We start from the raw sequence: 24,467 nt of genomic DNA, 5'->3' as shown, positions 1-24,467 counted from the left end.
AAGGCTGGCTCGCAACCTTCAAAACGAGTTGATGCAGCCTGTCAAAACGGAAACAGCAGCGGCGTGACCAGAACCGTCGTCAGCCCCACCAGCAGCGTCAGCGGGACACCAAGTTTCAGGAAGTCGGAGAAGACATAGTTGCCCGGTGTCACCACCAGCGTGACGACGGGCGTTGAGACCGGCGTTGAAAAAGCTGCAGAAGCGGCGATCAGGACGGTTATGGCCAGCGGGTAGGGCGAGACACCGAGGGCTTCGGCCGCCGTGATGGCAATCGGCGCCACGAGAACGGCCGAGGCCGTGTTGGACAGAACCAGGCCGAGCGCGGCGGTCAACAGGAACAGGGCCCCCATCATGACACGCGGATTGGCTTCGCCGACCAGGTGGAGCAGTTGCTCGACGATCAGCGCCGAGCCGCCGGTCTGTTCCAGGGCATTGGCCAGAGGCAGCATGCCGGCAATCAGAACCAGGGTCGACAGGCTGATGGACCGGTAAGCCGTTTCCGTGGGCATGGTCCGGAACAGGACGGCGGCAAGGGCTGCCAGGAGCACCGCAATGGTCACCGGAACGATGTTGAATGCGCTGAGGACCACCATGCCGACAAGAATGGCAATGGCGACGGAGAATTTCGACAGCATCGGTACCGTGTCCTCGCGTTCCTTGGGATAGGAAAGGAGCACAAAATCGTCCTGCTGGCTGATGAGATCATCAAGTTCGTCCCAGGGCCCGAGCACCAGTAGCCGGTCGCTCGCCTGCAGGCGCACATCCGCAAGGTCTTCCAGGGGAGCACCACTGCGCAAAATGGCGAGTGTCTGCAGTTCCTGATAGTCCGGGCCGAGCGCGTCGCTGCCCGCATTGCCGATCACCGAGGCTTCCGGGTGGACCATGACGTCGGCAAGCCCGAGGGCATCGCGCCAGTCTTCGGCGCGGACGCCGGTGGCCGACCGGCGGGTGAAATCGGAACGGGAGGCCATTTCGTCAAGAATTTCGAGCGGTCCATTCACCAGGATTAGATCGTCGCGCTGAAGCTCCATGCCATCCTTGAACAGAACCGTCTCCCGTTGGCGGTTGCGGTCGCGGCGGCGCCGCGCCACGAATTTCACGCCTCTGGCTTTCAAGTCGCGGATTTCTTCCAGGGACACCGGGCCGCCGATCCAGAAGTCGTTGACCTCGCCCTGCAGCTGAAACGCCTGCCACATGTCGGCGGCCGTGCGGGCAGGGCGGCGTTTTTTCGTTGGCGCCTGCGGTGCACGGGATCCGAGCAGGGACTGACCCCAGAACAGCATGTAGACGGTCGTGACGGCCAGGATCAGAAGACCGATCGGGAAGAAGGAGAAAAAGCCGAGCGCCTGATAGCCCTGGGCCACCAGCTCGTCGCTGACCACGAGGTTCGGCGTTGTTGCGATCAGGGTCAGCATGCCGCTGATCAGGGCGGCGTAGGACATCGGCAGCAACAGGCGCGACTTGTTGAGGCCGGTGTCGGCCGCAATCTTCAGAACGATCGGAATGAAGATGGCGACCACCGCCGTTGAACTCATGACACTGCCGAGAATGCCGGAGCTGACCATCAGCAGCACCAGCAGCCGGGTTTCGTTGCTGCCGCCTTTTTTCAGGATCAGGTCGCCGACAAAACGGGCGACACCGGTGCGCTCCAGCATTTCCCCAACGACCAGAAGGCAGGCAACCAGGATGACAACGGAACTGCCGAAGCCGGAGAGCGCTTCGCCGACCGTCAGGATATTGCCAAGCACCAGGGCGACGACGACCAGGAGGGCCACCAGATCGTAACGGACCCGGTTGCTGGCCATCAGCACACCGGCGACGCCGATAAGGGCAAATACATAAAGACTGTCTGGGGTCATCTCGGTCCGGTTCGATCCGTTTCATCTGCAATCGGGTCTGCTGACAGGGTATCGCTGCCTTGTGCCCGGAGGCAATTGGCAGCAACAAATAAACGTCTGAGCGATATGAGACTTTCGGCTGAAGATTTCGATCGGGTTTGCGGGCGTTTGCAGTGTTGAGCGCTTATGTCGCCTGGTGTGAAGGGCGGCAGAGTTACACGAAGTGCAGGACGGTTCGGAAGCTGTCTGTCGAGGTGGGGACGTATTCTGAGCGGCACACGCCTGCCATGGCCGGTCGTTTCGGTGGAGCGGTGGACCATTTGGTTGGCAAAACGCTCCAAACCCCTCATGGTGCGCTCATGAGCGCGATGTTTGAAGAACTTGATTACGCCCCGACCCCGATTGGCGCGGTGTCTCTGCGCCGGCGGCATATTCTGTCGCTCGGGACCGATGTCTATGAAATCCTGTTGGGCGAAGAACATCTCATGTCGAGCCTGTTCACGGCGTCGGAAGTGGCATTGGCCGATCTTGGACTGGCGGCTCTTGATGGCGGGAAACTGGATATCCTGGTCGGGGGATTGGGTCTTGGTTACACAGCGGAAGCTGTACTGGCCCACCAGACGGTCGCAACGCTGACCGTGGTCGATCTGCTGGAACCGGTGATCCGCTGGCACAGGGAAGGCCTCGTGCCGATGAAGACCGCGCTTGCCGACGACCCGAGATGCCAGCTGGTTCAGGGTGATTTTTTTGCGCTGGCCGGTTCGACGGAAGGTTTCGATGCGCAGGAACCAGAACGCCAGTTTGATGCCATTCTGATTGACATCGACCACACGCCGGACCGGTTGTTGCATGGCGGCTCGGCCGGGTTCTACACCACCAGCGGCCTGACGAAGATCCAGCGTTTTCTGAAACCGGGCGGTGTTGTCGGTCTCTGGTCGGACGAGGCACCGGAGGCCGCGATCACCGACCTGCTCAAGACCGCGTTTGCCGACGCCTGGGCCGAACCGGTCATCTTTGCCAACCCGTTGCAGGACGGGCGTGAGTTTACACAATCGGTCTATCTGGGGCGCAAGGCGGGGCCCTGAGGAAGGGAGGCGGCAGCAACGGCCCTGCCTGGCTTGAGCGCACCGGTGAGGCAGGTTGGTCTACCAGTTCCTGGAGCATTCGATTGTCTCGGGAGGGTAATTGCCTCGCCAGGCTGTAATCACACAACCGGAGCCGCGCGCAGAAGGCGATATTTTTTCGAACACAGCTTTAGCAAAATCTCTCCGCAAATCCGTGTCTGTTTTGACCAAGTTTCTCGCGAGCCTTCCAGCGGCAGAACCAAACAGGGAAGGTCGTGTGGTGGGAAACAATCCGGTAGACAAGCTGAGTTCCAGCGAACAATTGATCCTGGAACTCGTCAACAGGGAACGGCTGGCGGCAGGGCTCGAACCCGTCGCTTCGGCATCTCAACTCAACGCAGCAGCACAAAAACACTCGGAATGGATGGCGGCCGGAAGGCGGCTCGACCATACGGGAGCCGGAGGCTCGAGCCCTTGGGACAGGATCAAGGCGGAAGGCTGGACTGAATACCCGATGGGCGAGAACATTGCCTATAACCCCTTCAACCAGAGCCGACCTGCGCCGGGCGAATATGTTCCGCAAAATATCATCGAGGACATGCATGCAGGCTGGATGAACTCGTCTGGCCACAGGGCCAACATCCTGAACGCCGGGTACACGGTGCTGGGGGTCGGCGATGCCATCGGTGGACACCCGCGCGCTCCGGGCAACGCCACCGATTACGCCACGCAGAACTTTGCCGGGACAACCAGGAACTATGTGACCGGGGTTGTCTATGATGATGCGGACAAGGACAAGTTCTATGACATGGGCGAAGGCCTGGGATCGGCCACGGTCGCAATCTTCAATTCGTCCGGGCTGACGGTTGCGACTAGCACGACCGATCCGGGCGGAGGCTACAGCATTGCGCTTGCGGACGGGACCTATACTGCAAGGTTCTCCGGCGACGGGATCAACGGGACGATCGAAAAGCGCTTCACCATCTCCGGCAAGAACAGGAAGGTGGATGTCCTGGATGCGAATGCCGGAGAAGAACCACCCGCACCGCCTGTGGGCACTGACGGCAACGATGTCATTCATTTTTCAAACGGTGATGGCTTCTGGGAAAATGGCGTTGCGCGCAATATCGGTCGCGCGGGGATCGACACGCTCGTCGTCAACGAGGGGTCGGTGTTCAAGACATCTGGTCTTTCCTGGTACGGGTTTGAGCGGTTCATCGGCGCAAGTGGCAATGACCATGTCAGGGGCAATCTCGATACGGTCGACTATTACCTCCAGGGCAATGGCGGCAATGACACGCTCATCGGTGCCGGAGGTGACGATACGCTGATCGGTGGCACAGGCAGGGACACCATGCTGGGTGGCGCCGGCAATGACACCGTCCACTACGGCGCTGGAGACGTTTTCTGGAAAAATGGCCGGGCAATCGATGTCGGTGGAGCGGGGATGGATACGCTGCAGCTTGAAGACGGAGCGACATTTCGCACAAACGGTCTCTCCTGGTACGGGTTCGAGCGCTTTGTCGGGGCCGGCGGCAGCGACAGCATCAGGGGCAACAATGATGGAGTGGACTATGTCCTGAACGGAGGAGGCGGCAACGATACGCTGATCGGGGCGGGGGGAGACGACACGCTGCGTGGGGCAGCCGGTCGAGACACGCTTTTCGGGGGCGGCGGAAACGACACCATCTTCTTTGGCACCGGCGACCATTTCTGGGAAAATGGCCGCGCAAGAAATGTCGGAGGCACCGGTACGGACACCCTGCGCGTCGAAGAAGGGTCAACGTTCAAGACCAATGGCTTGTCTTGGTACGGATTTGAGCGGTTCATCGGCTCTGCCGGAGGAGACACTGTCAAAGGCAACAGCAAGGCTGTCGACTATTTCCTGAATGGCGGGGGCGGAAACGACGTGCTGGGCGGTGCTGGCGGCGACGATACGCTTGTCGGTGGTGCGGGGGCGGACATCTTCGTCTTCGGCAACGCCTGGGGTGCGGACAAGATCACCGATTTCGCGGATGGAACGGATCAGATCGACCTGTCTGGAGTGTCCGGCCTCGACAGTCTCGACGACTTGTCGATCACGGAACGTGGCGGCAACGTCCTGATCAGTTTTGCCGGAAACTCCATCGAGCTGGTCAATATGACCGGCGCACAGATCGGTGCCGCCGACTTCATCCTGTAAGCCATCCGATAGGTCGAAGCCCGATTTGCGCCGTTGTTCGGCACCTGGAGGGTGCGACGGCTGCTGTGGGCTTTGCCTTCGTCACGACGCGCTTGCAGCAAATCCGCTATTCGGGGCCACATGTGAATGAAGGCAGGCAGTATGGGACCCGCCCGGCCGTTCCCGGCGGGCGGGTCTTGTCGGTTACTCCGGTACGGAGGGATACTTCATGCCGGCGACTTCCTGCATCAGGCGGATCACCTGGGTGCTGTAGCCCGCCTCGTTGTCATACCAGACATAGAGGACAAGGCGGTCGCCATCGACGATCGTGGCCTTGCTGTCGACCACACCGGCATGGGTGGAACCGACCAGGTCGGAAGAGACCAGCTCGGTCGAGGCCGTGTAGTCGATCTGATCCTGCATCGGGGACTGGACGGACACACCCCGCAGGTAGTCGTTCATTTCCTCGGCGGTCGTTTCGCGCTTCAGGTTCAGGTTCAGGATCGCCATGGAAACATTGGGGATCGGCACCCGCACGGCGTTGCCGGTCAGTTTGCCCTTCATTTCCGGCAGGCATTTGGCAACGGCACTGGCAGCCCCCGTGCTCGTCAACACCATGTTCAACGGCGCTGACCGACCCCGGCGATCGCCCTTGTGGTAGTTGTCGATCAGGTTCTGGTCATTGGTGAAGGCGTGGATGGTTTCCACATGACCGTTTTCGATCCCGAACTCGTCGTTGATCACCTTCAAGACGGGCGTGATGGCGTTGGTGGTGCAGGAGGCCGCGCTCAGGATGTCGTCGCTCTCGGTGATGTCACCATGATTGACGCCATAGACGACGTTCTTGATGTCGCCCTTGCCCGGCGCGGTCAGGATGACCTTCGATGCCCCCGGACATTTCAGGTGCTGGCCAAGCCCGGCTTCATCGCGCCAGATGCCCGTGTTGTCGACCACCAGGGCATTCTGGATGCCGTACTGGGTGTAATCCACCTCGGCGGGCGAATTGGCGTATATCACCTGGATGTAGTTGCCGTTGGCGATGATGGCGTTCTTTTCCTCGTCAACCGTGATTGAGCCTCTGAACGCACCATGGACGGAATCGCGCCGCAGCAGGCTGGAGCGCTTCTTGAGGTCGCCATCCTTGCCGCCGCGCACGACAATGGCGCGCAGGCGCATCTTGTTGCCGGCGCCGACTCGTTCGATCAGCATGCGGGCAAGCAGACGGCCGATGCGGCCGAAGCCGTAGAGAACGACATCCTGCGGTTCCTGCAGAATGGAGGTCTTGCCGGTGTTGATGCTGGCCAGCTGCTCTTCCAGGAAGCTCGACACGTCACCGCCCTGTTCCATGTAGCGGTGGCACAGCTTGCCGAGATCGACGCGGGATGCGGCCAGATCCATCTGAAGCATCGCCTTGACGATGTCGAGGCTCTTGGAGACGTCCAGCTCCTGACCGGTGATCTGCAGGGCGTAGCGGTGGGCCTTGATGATCTCGATGGCGGAGTTGTTCAACAGGCGCCGGCCAAAGATCCGGATGTTGATGCCGTAGTCCCGGTAAAGGTGACCGACCAGCGGGATCATCTGCTCGGCGGCGGATTGCTGTTCCTTCCAGTTCTCGAAGTGATTATCCAGTGCCGCCATATTCAACAACTCCCTTATGGTCTTTCCAGCGCAGCGATCGGCAGGTTTTCGAGCCCGCGCAGGGCTTTTAGCTCCTGTGCAAACGCAATGTCCATAAGCAGTTTGAAGACTAATCGATTGAAATTGTTGGAAGTGTTTTGATCCGCATTCCGCACGCCTGAAAAGCCGCGTCAGAAACCTTGCAGACGACTAAGTGTCAACGCAAAGAGAACTTGAGCTGATCGCGGCCTAAAGGCACTTACGGGCCCTTTGCACACAGGATTGCCGTCGGTAGCAGAGCTTACAAGCCGGCCCAACCTGGCGGCGGCCGATGCATGCAGGTCTTTGTCGGACGACACCACGCTGACGTCCGAAGCCAGATCTTTGGGGCTAGTGCGCGGCCGACATTTCGCGAAACCGTTCAAACATCATGACATATTCCGCCGGGATGTCCCTGAAGGAGATGATGCCGACGACCTTGTCACGTTCGATCACCGGCAAATGCCGGAAACGGTCGCCCAGTTTGGCGGCCAGCGCGTCTGAAACCGCGTCTGCGCTGTCAACGGTCACCGGGTCCGGGGTCATGATGTCGCCGGCAGTCCTGTCATCCATCGAGAGGTGTTTCGCCACGCCCCGGAACACGATGTCCCGCTCTGTCAGGATCCCGGCAAGCATGCCTTCATCGATTACAGCCAAGGCACCGACACCGTTTTCCAACATCACACGGGCGGCTTCGCGGATCGAGGTGTCCTTGGAAATGCTGAACAGGGGACGTCCCGCCAGGATATCTCCGATTGACTTGGTGATCATTTTTCGCCCTCCAGGAATTCCGTTCGGGCCTAGCGTAAGGTTCTGATTTTCTTCCCTCAACTTGGGAGAAGGGCGTACGCTCATGCCGGTGGGGCCCAAAAAAGAACCCGCCTGATCGTCTCCGATGGGCGGGTATCTTCATGTCTGGGCGCCGGGAGCCGCGCTGTGGCGGGTGGGGACCCGCCTTGGCGAACTCCCGACTAAGCCTTAGCTGCAGCCGCTCGTGGAGCCGCAGGTGTCGCATTTCAGGCAGGTGCCGTTGCGGACCATGGTGAAGTTGCCGCATTCCGCGCAGCTTTCGCCTTCATAACCCTTCATGCGGGCCTGGGCGATCTGCTGGGCAGCTGTCTTGGCGGGGGCCGGAGCCGTGGTGACTTCGACCGCCGCGGCGGCTGCCTCGCCGCCGCGGGCAAAGGCCGTGGCGACAGCGGATGTCTGCGCCGACACCGAACCAGCCAGTTCCATGGTCACCGCCTCGGTGATTTCGCCAGCCGGTTCGGTGCCGGAGACGAGACGGAAGCGCTCGGTCTGGCCGCGCACGAGACCATGCGAGACGACACCGCCGGAGGCACCCTTTTCCATGTGCTTGACCGCGCCGGCGTCGACCGGGCCGTTGAAGGCTTCCGGCGGGACGTGGGCAAGGTCGTGACGGCCGAGATAGGACACCGCCAGTTCGCGGAAGACATAGTCGAGGATCGACGTTGCGTTCTTGATCGCATCGTTGCCCTGAACCATGCCGGCCGGCTCGAACTTGGTGAAGGTGAAGGCGTCGACATATTCCTCCAGCGGCACGCCGTATTGCAGGCCGAGCGAGACGGAAATGGCGAAGTTGTTGATGAAGGCGCGGAGAGCAGAGCCTTCCTTGTTCATGTCCAGGAAGATCTCGCCGAGGCGGCCGTCGTCATATTCGCCTGTTCTGAGGAACACGGTGTGACCGCCGATCTTGGCCTTCTGGGTGTAACCCTTGCGGCGACCGGGAAGTTTCTCCTGTTCGCGAACGACGCGTTCAACAATGCGCTCGACAATGCGTTCGGCGACAACCTCGGCCTTGGCGGCCTGCGGCTTGGCGGCGATGTCCTCGACGAGATCATCCTCGTCTTCGTCCTCATCTGCCAAGAGCTGGGCGTTGAGCGGCTGGCTGAGCTTGGAGCCGTCGCGATAAAGCGCATTGGCCTTGAGCGCCAGCTTCCAGGACAGCATGTAGGCTTCCTTGCAGTCCTCGACGGTCGCATCGTTCGGCATGTTGATCGTCTTGGAGATCGCGCCGGAGATGAACGGCTGGGCTGCGGCCATCATGCGGATGTGGCTTTCCACCGAAAGGAAGCGCTTGCCGATACGGCCACACGGGTTGGCGCAGTCGAAGACCGGGTAGTGTTCTTCCTTCAGGAAGGGCGCGCCTTCCAGGGTCATGGCACCACAGACATGGGTGTTGGCGGCTTCGATCTCGGACTTGGAATAGCCGAGGAATGTCAGGAGGTCGAATTCCGTGTCTTCCAGCTGTTCGTCGGAGACGCCAAGTGCCTTCATCTGCTCGTCGCCGAGGGTCCAGCGATTGAAGACGAACTTGATGTCGAAGGCCGACTTCATGCCGTCCTTGAGCTTGGTAAGGCTCTCGTCGGTGAAGCCCTTGGCTTTCAGGGCAGACGGGTTGATGCCCGGTGCCTGGTCGATCGAGCCGTGGCCGACCGCATAAGCCTCGATCTCGCCGATCTCGCTTTCCGCATAGCCAAGCACGCGCAGGGCTTCGGGAACGGCGCGGTTGATGATCTTGAAGTAACCGCCGCCGGCCAGCTTCTTGAACTTCACCAGGGCGAAGTCCGGCTCGATGCCGGTCGTGTCGCAGTCCATCACCAGACCGATCGTGCCTGTCGGCGCGATCACGGTGGACTGGGCGTTGCGGTAGCCGTTCTTTTCACCGAGCTCCAGGGCACGGTCCCAGGCCCTCTTCGCCCGTTCCACGATGATCGGGTCCGGGCAGGAGGCATGGTCGAGCGCCACAGGATTGGTGTTGAGGCCCTCGTAGCCCTCCGTCTCGCCATGGGCGGCGCGGCGGTGGTTACGCATGACGCGCAGCATGTGCTTGGCGTTTTTCTTGTAGCCCGGGAAAGAGCCGAGTTCACCGGCCATTTCGGCGGAGGTGGCGTAGGCAACGCCGGTCATGACGGCGGTCAGGGCACCGCAGAGCGCGCGGCCTTCGTCGCTGTCATAGGAAATGCCGGAGGTCATCAGGAGGCCGCCGATATTGGCGTAGCCGAGACCAAGAGTGCGGAACTTGTAGGACAGTTCTGCAATTTCCTTGGACGGGAACTGCGCCATCAGCACCGAGATTTCCAGAACGATGGTCCACAGGCGGACGGCATGTTCGTAATTGTCGATGGCGAAGGAGCGGTCCTCGTTGCGGAACTGCATCAGGTTCAGCGATGCCAGGTTACAGGCCGTGTCATCGAGGAACATGTATTCCGAGCACGGATTGGACGCGCGGATTTCGCCGTCGGCGAGGCACGTGTGCCAGTCGTTGATGGTGCTGTGATATTGCAGGCCCGGATCGGCGGAGGCCCAGGCGGCATACCCGATCTGTTCCCAGAGTTCCTTGGCCTTGACGGTCTTCAGGACACCACCGGTCTTGCGGGCGGTCAGGTCCCATTCGCCGTCTTCGACAACGGCGTTCAGGAAGCCGTCGGTAACGCGCACGGAGTTGTTGGAGTTCTGGCCGGCCACCGTCAGGTAGGCTTCGGAATCCCAGTCCGTGTTGTAGGTCGGGAAATCGATCTTTGTGAAGCCCTGCCTGGCGAACTGGATGACGCGCTGGATGTAGTTTTCCGGCACCATCATTTTCTTGGCCGCGCGGATCTCGCGCTTCAGAGCCGGGTTCTTGGACGGATCGAAACAGTCACCATTGTCCGCCTCGCAGTTGACGCAGGCACGCATGATGGCGGTCAGGTGTTTCTGGCAGATCTTGGAACCGGTGACGAGCGCCGCTACCTTCTGCTCTTCCTTGACCTTCCAGCTGATGTATTCCTCGATATCCGGGTGATCGACATCGACCACGACCATCTTGGCCGCGCGGCGGGTGGTGCCGCCGGACTTGATCGCGCCAGCCGCCCGGTCGCCGATCTTCAGGAAGCTCATCAGGCCGGAAGACTTGCCGCCGCCGGAGAGTTTTTCGCCTTCCGACCGCACATGGGAGAAGTTGGAGCCGGTGCCGGAGCCGTATTTGAAGAGGCGTGCCTCGCGGACCCACAGGTCCATGATGCCACCTTCATTGACCAGGTCGTCGCCGACGGACTGAATGAAGCAGGCATGCGGCTGCGGATGCTCGTAGGAGCTCTTGGATTTGGTGAGCTTGCCGGTCTGGAAATCGACATAGTAGTGGCCCTGGCCCGGACCATCGATGCCATAGGCCCAGTGCAGGCCGGTGTTGAACCACTGCGGGGAATTCGGCGCCACCTTCTGGGTCGCCAGCATGTAACGCAGCTCGTCGTAGAAAGCCTGGGCGTCGGCTTCCTTGTCGAAATAGCCGCCCTTCCAGCCCCAGTAGGTCCAGGTGCCGGCGAGACGGTCAAAAACCTGTCGGCCGTCGATTTCAGAACCGTAGCGTTCGTCTTCCGGCAGGTCGGCGAGGGCAGCTTCATCGGCTTCGTGGCGCCACAGCCAGGAGGGAACGGTGTTTTCTTCAACCGGCTTCAGCTTTGCCGGCACGCCTGCCTTGCGGAAATATTTCTGCGCCAGGATATCGGACGCGACCTGGGAAAACTGGGCCGGGACCTGAATGTCCTCGAGGCGGAACACAATGGAGCCATCCGGATTGCGGATCTCACTGGTTGCGTTCCGAAATTCAATGCTTGCGTAAGGCGATTGACCTTCCTTGGTATAGCGCCGCTCGATCCGCATTCTCTAAGTCCCCTTTAATCCCCGCCGGTTCCCCCGAACCGGTCTTGATCCGCATCTCATCCGGTGTGGCGTTGCCGCCTGCCTCGTCACCGGATGTCGCCCTGCATGGTACAGGCTTCGGAGCCTGTATGTAGCGTATCTAGTGCTGTGATCCACTACATATAGTATTCATCAACAGGTTTGTCACGACATGCGCCGGAAAATCGGCACACAAAAACCCGTCTCCCGGCTTTGGTTCAAAAGACCCGGAGCGGTACGCGGATACTGGTGGTTTTGGATGACCGGAGGGCCCGATTGGGCTCCCGACTACGCACATCGCAATGATTAGGAAACTAATGTAAATGAATTCTTAAGGTCAAGGCGTGAGTGACAACCACTAGTGCCGAGATTGTGGGCAAACGCAAAATCTTGTGTGCCCGTGTGGATAATGGGGAGTGGAGTGGGGACCGCTGAACTGCAAGGAAAATAGCGCTTGCTTTCCCGGCGAAGGAGTGCGCGCCCACGCGGCAACGAAGCCTGTGGACGAGGATAGATCGAATTTTATGAAAATTTGAAGAAAATGGCGCGGGCCGATTTCAACCGGGTTTAAGCCGGGTCTGGTTTTATGCGGATCAGTGAGGGAAAGGGTCCGCATTTCATGAAGCATCACGCTGCATTTGGCCTGGCCATGGAAGACATCGACGCCGTTGTTGTTGAGGACAGCAAGCCGATGCAAACGATTCTCAGGTCGATTCTCCTGAGTTTCAAGGTTGCCAGAGTGCGGGTCTTTGATTCGGTCGACGAGGCTCTGGAAGCCAGTCTTGCCGAACCGCCCAACGTGATTCTGACCGACTGGCGCATGGCGCCGACCTCAGGCTATCAGTTCCTGCGGCTGGTAAGGCACCGGCACATGGAGCCGCTGTGCTACGTTCCGATCCTGTTTGTTACCGCCCACGGTACGCGCCCCCTCGTCGACAAGGCGCTCAGGGCAGGGGCTCACCACGTGCTGGTGAAACCGGTATCGCCCTCGACACTCTACAAGCGTCTGCGCTGGCTCCTGAACGACGACCGGCCGATGATCCTCGAGCATTCCGGATTCTACAACATCTATGGCATCCAGAAGACCATGGATGAGCAGGCGGAGAAGATGCAGTCGCTCGCAGGTGCCCGCTTGCATCATCGAATCGCAACGCAAAAACGTGCGGAAGTCGAAGATGCTGTCGAAGCGGCTTTCGACAAGAAAGAGCCCGTCCGGCGGGATCCTTTCGCCAAGGTGAAAAAGGAAAAGCCGAAACCCCGGCAGTCCGCGGCGGCAAAGCACATTCGCAACGCTGCCTTCGCGCCCATGAAGGGCGACAACGTTCACTAGGGCTTCTTCATCCGGAAGGAAAGATCCAAAGGCTCGACGTCTGCCCAGAGCCGCGCGTGATCGCCATCAGCTGCGGCAAAGACGCCAGAGCGCCTGTTTCCCTAAGATTTCAAGGAGGACGGTCTGGACAGATGCGGCTGTTGACGCCATAGTCCGCCGAAATTCGCCCGTTACGCTCAGGCGGCAACGGCGCGATGTGAATTGCAATCAAGGGACCTGCAACGGGCCATGAAAACACTGCTGCTTGAATTCTTCACTTGGTGGAACGGCCAGACCATGGGAACCCGCTTCTTCACCTGGCGGAAGGGGGAATTTGTCGGGGAAGACGAGTTCGGCAACAAGTACTACAAAGAACGCGGCGGCAAGAAGCGCTGGGTCATCTATAACGGCCTTGCGGAAGCCTCTTCCATTCCTCCGGGCTGGCACGGCTGGATGCATCACCGCGTTGACACGCCGCCGTCCGAAGAGACCTATCATGCCAAGCACTGGCAGCAGGCGCACAAGGTGAACCCGACCGGCACCCCGGACGCCTACCGTCCGCACGGCTCGATCCTGACCCCGGAAAAACGCCCCGAGGTCACTGGCGACTACGAAGCCTGGACGCCGGGAAGCTGAAGTTTCTGAATAGAGCGATGGTTTCGGAGCCCCGCAATGCGGGGCTTCTTTGTTTGAGGCGTGCTGCGACGAAGAGGCGTTGGACCAAGCGGGGCTCGATGCCATTGGTCGATGGAGAGCAAAAGCATGAAACCGGCTGACTGTGTGCCTCGAGACAAGCACGACTTGCCTGCCGTGAGACGGGCGAGGGCGCTTGGATTTCCAGGTCTCAATGCTGTCCTGCCAGAGCTTTTGCAATGGATTTGCGATGCAAACTGGCCGGTGGCGCCGGAAGTTGCAGACCTGCTGTCACAATCAGGTCAGGAGATCATCCCGCATCTTCAACGGGTTCTTCATTCGAAGGACTCGGACTGGAAATTCTGGACGATCGATCTGGTCATCCGAAATCTTGACCCTGATATACGACAGCAACTGCGTGCCGATCTTGAACTTCTGGCAAATCGCGCAAGCCGGGAAGACAAGCTGAATGAGGTCGACGTCGTCTCGAACGAGGTTCTAAACCTCTAGATTATCCGCGTATCGTATGGCGCGGATGCTTGTTCCGTCGCGTGGCCCGCGACCTTCGCTTATCGCGATTTCCAGCTGTCCAGCACGTCCAGCACTTCCTGTCCGCAGGCTTGCGGGGAAAGCGCATAGAAATCGGTTTCCAGTTTCAGGGCTTCGGCCAGCCTTGTGTTGTATTCCGCTTGCGGAATTTCCAGGGCGCCAAACTTGCTGAGGTGATCGGTGACAAACTGGGTGTCCAGCAGGGAATATCCGCCGACGATCAGGCGGGCCACCAGATGCGCAAGGCAGACCTTGGACGCGTCGGTGCGGAACGTGAACATGCTTTCGCCAAAGAAAGCCCCGTTCAGGCTGACACCATAGAGGCCGCCGACCAGTTCATTGTCCTGCCAAGCCTCGATCGTGTGGCAATAGCCCATGTCGAAGAGTTCGCCATAGAGCCGGCGGATTTCCGAATTGATCCAGGTTTTCTGGCGCCCGGGCATGGGTTCGGCGCAGCCGTCGATGATGCCCTGGAAGTCTGTGCTGACACGGATCTCGAAGACGTCGCTGCGAATGGTGCGACGCAGGCGGCGCGGCAGATGAAAACTGTCCAGCGGGAGATGGCCGCGCCGTTCCGGCTCCAGCCAGAAGAGCCCTGGATCGTCTGCGGATTCGGCCATGGGGAAGAGGCCGCAGGCATAGGCTTTCAACAGAACCTGCGGCGTGATTTCCATCACGATGTCGTCTTTGTAACCTGCCATTCGGCCTCACTGTCCGGGCGGCAAGGGGCACATGCCCCTTGGCCTTTCGCGGTCAGCTCGACTTGGCAGCCAGATGTTTTTCCAGCCAGTGAATGTCGTACTGACCGTTCGCGATGTCTTGATTGTCCACCAAATCGCGGAAAAGCGGAATAGTGGACTTGATTTCGTCAACGACAAATTCATCCAGGCAGCGGCGCAGGCGCATCATGCACTCGACACGGTTGCGGCCATGCACGATCAGTTTGCCGATCAGGCTGTCGTAATAGGGCGGGATCTTGTAGCCCTGATAGACACCGCTGTCGACGCGCACTCCCAGGCCACCTGGCGGGTGGTAATAGGTGATCGTGCCCGGTGACGGCGTGAAGTTGACCGGATCCTCGGCATTGATGCGGCATTCGATGGCATGGCCTTCGAACCGGATGTCGTCCTGGGTCATGTCCAGGTCGCCACCGGCTGCGATACGGATCTGCTCGTTGACGAGGTCGATGCCGGTGATCATTTCGGTCACCGGGTGTTCCACCTGCAGGCGGGTGTTCATCTCGATGAAGTAGAATTCACCGTTCTCATAGAGGAACTCGACGGTACCGACACCGCGATATTTCAGCTTGCGCATTGCGCTTGCGACAATTTCGCCAATCTCGTTGCGCTGGTCGGCATTGAGGCTTGGAGAAGGAGCCTCTTCCAGAACCTTCTGGTGCCGGCGCTGCAAGGAGCAGTCTCGCTCGCCCAGATGAACGGCATTGCCTTTGCCGTCGCCGAGCACCTGGATCTCGATGTGGCGCGGCTTGCCGAGATATTTTTCCATGTAAAGCGCGTCGTCGCCGAAGGCGGCCTTCGCCTCGGACCGGGCGGTCGACAATGCCGTATCCAGCTCAGCCTCGGTCTGGGCAACCTTCATGCCGCGGCCACCGCCACCGGCAGCTGCCTTGACCAGAACCGGATAGCCGATCTCGCGTGCGATCGCGTGGGCGTCGTCCGTTGCCCGGACTTCACCGTCGGATCCTGGAACCACGGGAATGCCGAGATCCTTGGCGGTCTGCTTGGCCTGGATCTTGTCACCCATCACCCGGATGTGCTCTGCGGTCGGGCCGATGAACTCGATGTTGTGCGCTTCGAGGATCTCGGCAAAGCGGGCGTTTTCCGACAGGAAACCGTAGCCCGGATGGACTGCGTCGGCGCCGGTGATTTCACAGGCGGCCAGAAGCTGGGGGATGTTCAGGTAGCTGTCGCGGGCCGCTGGCGGCCCGATGCAGACGCTTTCGTCGGCCAGGCGGACATGCATGGCGTCGGCATCGGCGGTGGAATGCACCGCGACCGTTGAAATGCCCAGCTCCTTGCAGGCACGCAGGATGCGCAGGGCGATCTCGCCTCGGTTGGCGATAAGGATCTTGGAGAACATGGCCTGAGCGGCTCCTTATTCGACGATGATGAGCGGTTCGCCGAATTCCACCGGCTGGGCGTCGTCGACCAGGATCTGCTTGACGGTACCGGCCTTGGTGGAGGGGATGTGGTTCATGGTTTTCATGGCCTCGACGATCAGGATCGTCTGACCTTCGGACACCTTGTCGCCAACCTGAATGAAGGCGGCTGCGCCGGGCTCCGGCGACAGATAGGCGGTGCCGACCATCGGAGAGGTCACGGTGGTTCCGGACTGAGCCGGTTCAGCGGCGGCGGCCGGTGCGGTGGCAGGAGCTGCGGCCGGTGCGGCAGCGGCAACAGGTGCTGCAGTCGGGGCGGCAACGCTCACCGGCGCATTGATGGACATCTGGCGTGCGACTCGGATGCGGGTGTCGCCCTGTTCCAGTTCGATCTCGGAGAGATTGGTTTCATCCAGGAGGACGGCGAGATCGCGGATCAGGGCCGTGTCAAATTTCTTGTTATCATTACGCATCATGTTCTGGCTCTCATACTCGGTCCGCAAGAAGCTCGGCGGGCCGTGTTCGGGATGACCGCTCCATCGAAACATGGGGTCTGTCCCGTTCGTCACCGGTCCTTCACAGAAGCAACACCGTGCGACGTTTTTGGCTCAACCGCGCTCTTTGCTCCGCCGATTCAGGGCGTACAAAGGTCTTTGGCCCGTCTCCGAGAGGACAACGGGCCAAGCTTCTTATAGGGATTCAAACGTATAAGGAAAACCCCCGATTTCTCATTGATATCGTGCTTCAGGGGTTTCCAACAGGCTTCGGTCCCAAAAGGACTCGTCAGCAGGTGGTCTGCTCGCAATTCTTGAGCGACTTGATCTTCTCATTGAGCTGTTCATAGCCGACAGCGCCCATGACAACCTCATCCCCGACGACATAGGACGGGGTACCGGTCAGACCAAGTCGGTTGGCCAGAGAATAGACTTCTTCAATCGTCTGACCGGCCTCGTCGGTCTTCATCGCGGCCAGAAGGTCTTCCTCGGCAATGCCGACGCTTTTTGCTGCTGCCAGGGCGCTGGCGTTGTTCGCCTGTCCGCGGCTCAAAAGCAGGGCCTCGTGAAAGTCGCCGTATTTGTCAGGCGCGACGGAATTGACTGCAACAGCCACCTGGGCAGCTTCCACGGACCCCTGGCCGAGCACCGGAAATTCCTTCAGAACGACCTTGAGGTCCGGATGTTCCTCGATCAGCTTGACCATGTCGCCATAGGCACGCTTGCAGTAGCCGCAGTTGTAGTCGAAGAACTCGACAAGTGCGACGGACCCTTCAGGGTTGCCAAGGACAACCTGGCGCGTCGAGTTGAACAGGACATCGGCACTGTCAGTCAGCGCCTGGACGCGCGCAAGGTCTGCGGCCTCCCGCTCACGGCGGTCGAGTTCCGTCAGTGCTTCGGCGATAATGTCGGGATTCTCCAGGATATACTCGCGGACGATCTTCTCGATGTCTTCGCGCTTCAGCTCCTGGGCGGCAGCCGGTACGGCCACCAGGGCAAGAAGAAGCGCACAGAGCGATAGGACACGCATCAGGACCGGTGGATAGAGTGACCGGATCGATTGAAGGGAGTGGGTCATCAAGGGCTCCTCGAGCAGCGTTCTTAAGGTTCGTTGTCTACGCCGCCCTGTGTGTCACAGATCTTATCGGCGATTCGGCACATTAGGGGGTTTGTACGCGACAATGTCGTCCGCTTGAAGCCATGCGGGCGATCCGCGCTTCAAACTTTTTTGAGCACGGGCGGCATAACGCTTTGCCGCCTGGAAATCGCCGGTCACCATCAGGCCCTTTGCCGTGGCCAAATCTGCTTCTGCGCGCTCACCCTGCCGGCCATGCGCAATCGCAAGCTGGCTGTAGGCAACACCCGAGTTGGCGTCCCGCTGAATGGCCTTTTTCAGGACGCGCTCGGCTTCGACGAGCTTGGAATTGTCGTTGGACGCCACAAGGGCATAACCGAGCCAGACCATGAACTGGGGTTCGTTGGGCTTGATGGAAAGGGCCTTGCGGAATGGAGCGATCGCGCGTTTCGGATCTCCGCCTTCCAGGAGAGCCTGCCCCTTGAGCTCATAATAATAGGGATTGTTGGGCTGTGTCCGGATCAGTGCATCGATCTCCTTGACCGCCCCCTTGCCACGGCTCTTCATGGCCGCAATGGCCCTGGCATATTGCGCGGCCGGGCTCTTGTCCTTGCGCGGGTAGGCCCGAAGCGTCGCGGAAGGGTGGCTGGAGAAGGCAAACAGCTTGGCGCGGACGAGTTCGTGCCGGTACTGCAGGACATAGTCTTCGGGTTTGTCGAAATGCGGGGATTTCTGCGCCTCGCGCAGAAGACCATTGTAACGGTCCTGGGCCATCGGGTGGCTCTGCGCATAAGGATCCACGAATTGGCGGGTGAACATCTGTTGTTCCGACATCCGCTGAAAGGTTTTCAGCATGCCGCGCGCGCTTTGCCCGGTTGCGTTGAGATACCTCAAGGCGGCCCGATCGGCCGCGGCCTCTTCACCGCGCTGATAGGACAAAAGAGAACGACGTCCGACAGATCCTGCGCCGAGGGCGATCGCACCACCGCCAGATGCCGCCTGACCCGATCCGGAAGCGGCGCCCGCCGCAGCCGCGCCAGCACCAAGGACCATGCCGATCACGGACATGATCTGTGCGTTGGCAGCCGCGGAGCGCAACCGCACCAGATGGCGGCCGGCGATATGGCCGGTTTCGTGCGCGATGACGCCGATGACCTCGCTCGGGGCCTCTGCCTCCATCAGCACGCCGATATTGATAAACATGCGCCGGCTGTCCGGTACGAAGGCATTGAAGCTCTTGTCGTTCACCAGAATGATCTCCGGCTCGGAATGGGCGATCCCGGCAACCTTGAAAATCGGCTTGGCATAGTCGCGCAAAAGCGCTTCGGTCTCGGCATCCCTGACCAGCGAAATCCTGCCGCGCTGCGCTTGTGCTGGCGTGATCAAGAGCGGCAGGGCGACGGCGAGAGAACAGGTGAGGGCCAGCGATTTCCGGAACAGGTTCCGGGCTGATATCCGTTTCAACGGTTGGGATCCAGATGCAAGACTGTGCACTGTAGCAATTCTCCATTCCGACTTCTTCGCGCGCCACAACCCGCGCTTATGCAAGCGCACATTGTGAGCGAAGGTATGGAGACCGGACTTCCGGGTCAAGAAAGGCCGTATTACAAACCGGTAAGAATAGGGTCATCACATCGTCGCAGCCAGCAACGGCGTTGCATCTGCCCGGAAAATTCGCGATAGGGGAGGCTGTGTTTCAGCCTTGCCGCCAGGACCCGATGACAAAGAACGCCTTCCTTCCCTCCCGCCGCAGCGACGTTGCTCCTTTCATCGCCATGGATGTTCTCGCAGAAGCGGCCAGACTGGAGGCCGAAGGGCGAAAGATCGTGCATATGGAAGTCGGCCAGCCGTCTGCCCCGGCACCGCGCATTGCCCTGGAAGCGGCCAGAAGTGCTCTGGAGCACGGCCGTCTCGGGTATACCGAAGCGCTCGGCATCGCTCCGCTGCGCCAGGCACTGTCGGCGCATTACCTCAAGACCTATGGCGTTGACGTGCCCGCCGGGCGGATCATGGCGACCACAGGCTCGTCTGCCGGGTTCAACCTGGCTTTCCTGACAGCCTTCGACCCGGGGGACCGCGTGGTTCTGACAGCGCCCGGCTATCCGGCCTACCGGAACATTTTGAAGTCGCTGGGGCTGGTCCCGGTTGAGATCGAGGTGGGGGAAGAGACTATGTGGAGCCTGACACCGGCTCATCTCGATCAGGCACAGGCGGATGGACCGATCAAGGGTGTGCTTGTGGCCAGTCCGGCCAATCCGACCGGGACCATGATGACCCCTGAAGCGCTGGATGATCTGGTCCGGTATTGTGAAGATGCCGGGATCTGGTTCATTTCCGACGAGATCTATCATGGACTGGACTATGCCAGCGGGCAGAAGACAGCTCTGGAAACGTCCCAGAATGTCATCGTCATCAACAGTTTCTCCAAATACTACTGCATGACCGGATGGCGCATCGGCTGGATGGTGCTGCCTGAGCAGCTTGTCCGCCCGACGGAGCGCATCGCCCAGAGCCTTTATATTTCACCGCCGGAGCTATCGCAGATCGCCGCGACGGCTGCGCTGGATGCGGTTCAGGAGCTGGAAGCGGTGAAGGCCGTCTACGCGGCCAATCGGGATCTGCTGGTTGCCGGCTTGCCTCGGATCGGTCTGGACAGGCTGCTTCCCGTTGACGGTGCCTTCTACATCTATGCAGATATCAGCCGTTTCAGTGACGACAGCCTGGGCTTTGCCACGAGGATGCTTCAGGAGGCTGGCGTGGCGGCAACACCCGGTGTCGATTTCGACCCCGTGCACGGACACGACTTCCTGCGTTTTTCCTTTGCCGGTGCCCATGAAGACATGAAAGACGCATTGGACAGGTTGTCCGGCTTTCTCACGCGTTCTTGAGACCGGACAAGCTGCTTGGCAGGGCGGTCGGCAATTCTTCAATCGCCCGACGCTCTTGCGTGTCTCATCAGAAAAGCAGGGCTATCTTTCGGCCGTCATCTATGGCCGGCCCCCGCAGCATTGCGGCACCAAGACAAAACATGTTCTTCATCGGCCGGCAGGAGATTGGCAGGAGCTCCTGTGAAGTCCTCGAAAGCTGCGCGATGCGGATCGGAAAGACCGATCAGGACCGGAATACCGCTTTCAATTGCCTTTGAAATCAAGGCTCGAAAACCGCGTCCTTCCGCCTCGCTCAGGCCGAACTTGTTCAGCATGACCAGATCTGCACCTTGCTCGGTGAGACGGGTCTCGGCGACGCCTGCTGCTTCGGCAAGCGCACCGGCATCCAGCCGGCAGGCTGACGAGCCGGCGCCGAGATCCTGGCTTATGCGAATGGACATGCCATCCGGCAAAAGCCGCAGCGTACTGTCGCAATGTGCCATCTCGGCATCCGCAACCGGTACCCGTAACGCACCGACCAACCGGCATCCGTCATCAGCCAACCGATCTGCCACCTTGTTCAAAAGGTGGTCGGTTGCAACTTGACCTGTCAGGGGAATGCACGCGATATCCATTCTCACACCATAAGCTTGGTCCATGGCGGACGTGTTCACCGAATTCAAAGGCCATATGAGCCTTCCGGTCCGCATTCCGCCTTGCGATTCCGCAATTGCTTCCACACCTTCGGTCTCATTGGACGGTGTTTTGAGTTCGTTTGATCCCTGACATCAGGTTTCGAACCGGCCAAACGCGCGCTCCGCATGAATCTCATCGAGCCTGACGTTCCTGCTTCGGGTTCGCAGATTGAAATCCAAGCGCAAGAAAAAAGGCGGCCAATGGCCGCCTTTTTGACTGATCGAAACAGATCCTAGAAGAACGAGCGGCCGCGTTGCCACCATCCGCCGCGCTTCGGCTTGTCTTCCTGCGGTTCACCGGATGTTTCGCTTGTCACCACCGGTTCCGCGGGAGCGGAGGGCTGCTGTGGCTCTTCTTCTTCCGCAGCTTCGTTGGCAACGGGCTGTTCGGAAGTCGGCGTATCGACAACGATGGTTCCGGTTTCGCTTTCGGCTGCGACTTCGGCTTCCCCGTCCGCCTCGGCAACCACCGGCTCTTCAGTCGTTTGCGTTTCGGCCGGATCGACGGGTGTTTCTTCAACCGGTGCCGGGATTTCCTCGGTGGTCTCCGGAGCAGATGCGCTGGCGTCTTCACCGTCAGAGGCCACGGCTTCCGTCACCGGAGCTTCGCCGTCAACCTGTTGTTCGCTGTCGGTTTCAGCACTGCCGTCAGCTTCGGCGGTCTGTTCCTCGCCAGCTTCGGACGCGAGTGTTTCGCCTTCACCTTCACCATTGCGGCGTCCGCGGCGGCCACCCCGGCGGCCACGGCGCCGCTTGCGGCGGGGTTCGTCGTCACCTGCCTCGTCGTCAGAAGAGCGGGCTTCCTGCGGCTGCGCGTCAGCATCCGCGTCGCCATCCTCGGCAGCTGCCTGTTTGGTGTCGCCATTTTCCTGCCGGCCGTCGCTACCGCCTCTGCGGCGCTTGCGCCGACGGCGGCGCCGGCGGCCGTCACCTTCGCCTTCACCTTCGTCCTCGGACGCGGCTTCCTGATAATCCGGCTGTTCGGTGTCCTCGTCGATGATCTCGACCGTGTCGGGCTGAACGGTCGGCGAGGGCGCCGGGAACCGGTCGCGGTCAACCGCTGCGCCGCGTTCCAGAACATAAAGCTGGCCGTTGACCATGTCGTCCGCATGGACTTCGATCTCGATCGCAAACCGGGTTTCAAGATCGACCAGGTTGGAGCGTTTCTGGTTCAGGATGTAGAGCGCGACCTGTGTGGTCGTCCGCAGGATCAGGTTATGCGATGCGCCCTTGAGGAGATTGTCTTCAATGGACCGCAAGACGTGCAGCGCAACGGACTCCACAGAGCGGATCATGCCGGTGCCCTGACAATGCGGGCAAGGCGTGGTCGAGCTTTCCAGGACCCCGGTGCGGATGCGTTGGCGCGACATTTCAAGCAGGCCGAAATGCGAAATCCGGCCGACCTGGATACGCGCCCGGTCGTTCTTCAGGCAGTCTTTCAGCCGACGCTCGACGGCCCGGTTGTTTTTCGACTCCTCCATGTCGATGAAGTCGATCACGACCAGACCGGCCAGATCGCGCAGGCGCAGCTGGCGGGTGACCTCTTCGGCCGCCTCCAGGTTGGTCTGCAGCGCGGTGTCCTCGATGTTGTGTTCGCGGGTGGACTTGCCCGAGTTCACGTCGATCGACACCAGAGCCTCGGTCTGGTTGATGACAATGTAGCCGCCGGATTTCAACGTCACCTGGGGCGAGAACATCGCATCCAGCTGCGGTTCGACACCATAGCGGATGAAGAGAGGCGAGGGGTCGCGGTATGGCTGGACGTTCTTCGCGTGGCTCGGCATGAGCATGCGCATGAAGTCCTTGGCCTCGCGGTAGCCTTCATCGCCCGCCACAAGGACTTCATTGATGTCCTTGTTGTAGAGGTCGCGGATGGAACGCTTGACCAGGCTGCCTTCCTCGTAAACGAGACTTGGCGCACTGGATTTCAGGGTCAGTTCGCGCACATTTTCCCAAAGCCGCATCAGATACTCGAAATCGCGTTTGATCTCGGCCTTGGTCCGGCTGGCGCCGGCAGTACGCAGAATGACGCCCATGCCCTCCGGCACGTCCAGTTCCGAAGCTATCTTTTTCAGGCGCTTGCGGTCTGTCGGCTGGGTGATCTTGCGTGAGATGCCGCCGCCACGGGCGGTGTTCGGCATCAGCACCGAATAGCGGCCAGCCAGGGACAGGTAGGTGGTCAGCGCGGCGCCCTTGTTGCCGCGCTCTTCCTTGACAACCTGGACCAGAATGATCTGGCGGCGCTTGATGACTTCCTGGATCTTGTACTGCTTGCGCAGCGGCACGACGCGCTCGGGGACTTCTTCCATCGCGTCTTCGGCGCCAACGGATTCAACAGCGTCCTCATCGTTATCGCTGTCGTCATCGTCGTCGGACTTGCGGCGCCGGCGGCGGCCACGCGTCCGCACCGGAGCTTCGGCCTCGGTTTCCTCTTCGGCGTCGTCTTCCTCGGTTGAGGCTTCGGCGTCGCTTTCGTCTGCCTCGGCGTCGTCGCTGGAAGTCTCGTCGCTTTCGGCTTCAGGAGCGCGTGCGCTGATGCCACCTTCGTCCGAAGCCTCTTCGCCAGAAGTGTTGGAACCTTCCTCAGCGGCATTCGCTTCTGAAGTGACCGTCTCGGACGAATCTTCAGAAATCGATTCTTCCGCCGCGTCTTTCCGCGCGGCTTCGTCGGCAGGTTCTTCGATCTTTTCGCTGGCGACTGTCTCGGTCGACTCGTTCTTCGCTGCGCGCGAGCGGCGGCGGCGCTTGGGCTTTTCCTCTGCTTCAGCATCATCGCGCTGACGGTCGGCAGCTTCGGCCGCAAGCAAGGCCTCGCGGTCGGCGACCGGGATCTGGTAGTAGTCCGGGTGAATTTCGCTGAACGCAAGGAAACCATGGCGATTGCCGCCATATTCCACGAAAGCGGCCTGGAGCGATGGCTCGACCCGCGTGACTTTTGCTAGATAGATATTCCCGCGCAGCTGTTTCCGGTTTGCTGCTTCAAAGTCGAATTCTTCAACCCGATTGCCACGCACGACGACGACCCGGGTCTCTTCCGGGTGGCCCGCGTCGATCAGCATTTTGTTTGCCATTATTGAACGTCTCCACGGCAGCGCTCATGGGCGCGTATGCAAAACGCGCATCGCCCGAAAGGAGGATGGCTGCCGTACTGGTTTTGCTAAGATGAGAAAGGGCGTCTGCGCCCGGCGCGGTCGTATGATCAACGCAAGCGGCCGCTGGAGCGGTACCTTGCATTATGTCGATCACCATGTGCATCGCGCGGGTCCTTCGGGGCAACGCAGGCCCTTGAGTTAAGTCGTTGTACCAGGCCGGTCTGCAGTTCGGCAT

17 protein-coding genes are annotated in these 24,467 nt (G+C 60.3%); 6 read left to right on the top strand and 11 right to left on the bottom strand.

Going from position 1 to position 24,467, the window contains the following annotated elements; genetic code table 11:
- Positions 1-41 precede the first annotated feature (41 nt).
- Positions 42-1,859: an SLC13 family permease gene (locus CHH27_RS07205; RefSeq protein WP_094070983.1), complete on the bottom strand. Its 1,818-nt coding sequence runs from the start codon at positions 1,857-1,859 to the stop codon at positions 42-44.
- Positions 1,860-2,197: 338 nt separating this feature from the next.
- Between CHH27_RS07205 and CHH27_RS07200 the strand changes: the two genes are divergently transcribed.
- Both CHH27_RS07200 and CHH27_RS07195 read left to right on the top strand, forming a co-directional pair.
- Positions 2,198-2,923: a spermidine synthase gene (locus tag CHH27_RS07200; protein ID WP_247646202.1), complete on the top strand. Its 726-nt coding sequence runs from the start codon at positions 2,198-2,200 to the stop codon at positions 2,921-2,923.
- 256 nt (positions 2,924-3,179) lie between these two features.
- Entirely contained in the window at positions 3,180-5,084 is a 1,905-nt protein-coding gene (locus tag CHH27_RS07195; protein ID WP_198338372.1) for a CAP domain-containing protein, read from the top strand.
- Positions 5,085-5,267: 183 nt separating this feature from the next.
- On the opposite strand, the gene CHH27_RS07190 is transcribed toward CHH27_RS07195, so the two are convergent.
- The 3 genes from CHH27_RS07190 to CHH27_RS07180 all read right to left on the bottom strand — a co-directional run bounded on the left by CHH27_RS07190 (position 5,268) and on the right by CHH27_RS07180 (position 11,381).
- Complete coding sequence (locus CHH27_RS07190) at positions 5,268-6,701, bottom strand: glyceraldehyde-3-phosphate dehydrogenase (protein ID WP_094070981.1); 1,434 nt, start codon at positions 6,699-6,701, stop codon at positions 5,268-5,270.
- Positions 6,702-7,070: 369 nt separating this feature from the next.
- The gene (locus tag CHH27_RS07185) at positions 7,071-7,490 is read right to left on the bottom strand and encodes a cyclic nucleotide-binding/CBS domain-containing protein (protein WP_198338371.1); all 420 of its coding nucleotides are present in this window, start codon (positions 7,488-7,490) and stop codon (positions 7,071-7,073) included.
- 207 nt (positions 7,491-7,697) lie between these two features.
- Positions 7,698-11,381, bottom strand: a complete 3,684-nt coding sequence (locus tag CHH27_RS07180; protein ID WP_094070979.1) for a vitamin B12-dependent ribonucleotide reductase — start codon at positions 11,379-11,381, stop codon at positions 7,698-7,700.
- Positions 11,382-12,018: 637 nt separating this feature from the next.
- Between CHH27_RS07180 and CHH27_RS07175 the strand changes: the two genes are divergently transcribed.
- The 3 genes from CHH27_RS07175 (at position 12,019) to CHH27_RS07165 (ending at position 13,851) form a co-directional block, all read left to right on the top strand.
- On the top strand, positions 12,019-12,729 hold the full coding sequence (locus tag CHH27_RS07175; RefSeq protein WP_094074578.1) for a response regulator: 711 nt from the start codon (positions 12,019-12,021) through the stop codon (positions 12,727-12,729).
- A 228-nt stretch (positions 12,730-12,957) separates the two neighbouring features.
- The gene (locus tag CHH27_RS07170) at positions 12,958-13,344 is read left to right on the top strand and encodes an NADH:ubiquinone oxidoreductase subunit NDUFA12 (protein ID WP_094070978.1); all 387 of its coding nucleotides are present in this window, start codon (positions 12,958-12,960) and stop codon (positions 13,342-13,344) included.
- A 126-nt stretch (positions 13,345-13,470) separates the two neighbouring features.
- Entirely contained in the window at positions 13,471-13,851 is a 381-nt protein-coding gene (locus CHH27_RS07165; RefSeq protein ID WP_157738767.1) for a DUF5071 domain-containing protein, read from the top strand.
- A gap of 59 nt (positions 13,852-13,910) precedes the next feature.
- Here CHH27_RS07165 and aat read toward each other — a convergent pair whose 3' ends face one another.
- The 5 genes from aat to CHH27_RS07140 all read right to left on the bottom strand — a co-directional run bounded on the left by aat (position 13,911) and on the right by CHH27_RS07140 (position 19,042).
- A complete protein-coding gene (gene aat / locus CHH27_RS07160; RefSeq protein WP_094070976.1) occupies positions 13,911-14,591 on the bottom strand; it encodes a leucyl/phenylalanyl-tRNA--protein transferase in 681 nt (226 codons plus the stop codon).
- Positions 14,592-14,643: 52 nt separating this feature from the next.
- Complete coding sequence (gene accC / locus CHH27_RS07155; RefSeq protein WP_094070975.1) at positions 14,644-15,990, bottom strand: acetyl-CoA carboxylase biotin carboxylase subunit; 1,347 nt, start codon at positions 15,988-15,990, stop codon at positions 14,644-14,646.
- 15 nt (positions 15,991-16,005) lie between these two features.
- Complete coding sequence (gene accB, locus CHH27_RS07150; RefSeq protein WP_094074577.1) at positions 16,006-16,482, bottom strand: acetyl-CoA carboxylase biotin carboxyl carrier protein; 477 nt, start codon at positions 16,480-16,482, stop codon at positions 16,006-16,008.
- A gap of 310 nt (positions 16,483-16,792) precedes the next feature.
- Positions 16,793-17,581: a DsbA family protein gene (locus CHH27_RS07145; RefSeq protein ID WP_198338370.1), complete on the bottom strand. Its 789-nt coding sequence runs from the start codon at positions 17,579-17,581 to the stop codon at positions 16,793-16,795.
- 63 nt (positions 17,582-17,644) lie between these two features.
- Entirely contained in the window at positions 17,645-19,042 is a 1,398-nt protein-coding gene (locus CHH27_RS07140) for a M48 family metalloprotease (protein WP_247646201.1), read from the bottom strand.
- A gap of 254 nt (positions 19,043-19,296) precedes the next feature.
- Here CHH27_RS07140 and CHH27_RS07135 point away from each other — a divergent pair, with 254 nt between their 5' ends.
- Positions 19,297-20,466 carry a pyridoxal phosphate-dependent aminotransferase gene (locus CHH27_RS07135; RefSeq protein ID WP_094070973.1) on the top strand — a complete coding sequence of 390 codons (1,170 nt, stop codon included), beginning with the start codon at positions 19,297-19,299 and terminating at the stop codon, positions 20,464-20,466.
- A 95-nt stretch (positions 20,467-20,561) separates the two neighbouring features.
- On the opposite strand, the gene CHH27_RS07130 is transcribed toward CHH27_RS07135, so the two are convergent.
- Positions 20,562-21,080, bottom strand: coding sequence for a DUF2478 domain-containing protein (locus tag CHH27_RS07130; RefSeq protein WP_157738765.1), 519 nt, complete (start codon positions 21,078-21,080; stop codon positions 20,562-20,564).
- 293 nt (positions 21,081-21,373) lie between these two features.
- A complete protein-coding gene (locus CHH27_RS07125; RefSeq protein WP_094070971.1) occupies positions 21,374-24,211 on the bottom strand; it encodes a ribonuclease E/G in 2,838 nt (945 codons plus the stop codon).
- Between the last annotated feature and the right edge of the window lie 256 nt (positions 24,212-24,467).

It is taken from the genome of Labrenzia sp. VG12 (assembly GCF_002237595.1).
Lineage (GTDB): Bacteria > Pseudomonadota > Alphaproteobacteria > Rhizobiales > Stappiaceae > Roseibium.
The sequence above is the reverse complement of the archived record's forward strand: the minus strand, read 5'-3'. Positions and strand labels throughout refer to the sequence as shown.